This is a genomic window from Mesorhizobium sp. M7A.F.Ca.MR.245.00.0.0 (assembly GCF_003997415.1).
Taxonomy (GTDB): domain Bacteria; phylum Pseudomonadota; class Alphaproteobacteria; order Rhizobiales; family Rhizobiaceae; genus Mesorhizobium.
In genome coordinates, this window is the sequence record NZ_RZTE01000120.1 from 1 (window position 1) to 356 (window position 356).

1 pseudogene is annotated in these 356 nt (G+C 60.7%); it reads left to right on the forward strand.

The window, feature by feature from the left end:
- Positions 1-223 precede the first annotated feature (223 nt).
- A pseudogene (gene tdh, locus EOB80_RS34350) lies at positions 224-356 on the forward strand (L-threonine 3-dehydrogenase); the annotation flags it as partial.

Below are 356 nucleotides of genomic sequence, written 5' to 3' on the forward strand. Positions count from 1 at the left end.
ATGGCTACACGCAAGGCCGCGACCTGCAGACTTGCGGCGACCTTGGCTCACTGGCAGCCGGATTGGTGATCCAGCAGATCGGCCCCAGGCTCCGTCAGAATTTGCGCCGCGAGGCCGAGCAGGCGGGGCTGACCATTCCGGACGTTCAAACGAGTTAGTGGCCTACCTTCCCGTTGTGCAGGCTATCTCGCCAGAAGCGCAATCACGGAATAGGGAAATCCTGATGTCGAACATGATGAAGGCGCTTGTGAAGGCCAAGGCCGAACCGGGCATCTGGATGGAAGAGGTGCCGGTGCCGGAAATCGGCCCCAACGACGTGCTGATCAAGATCAAGAAGACGGCGATCTGCGGCACCG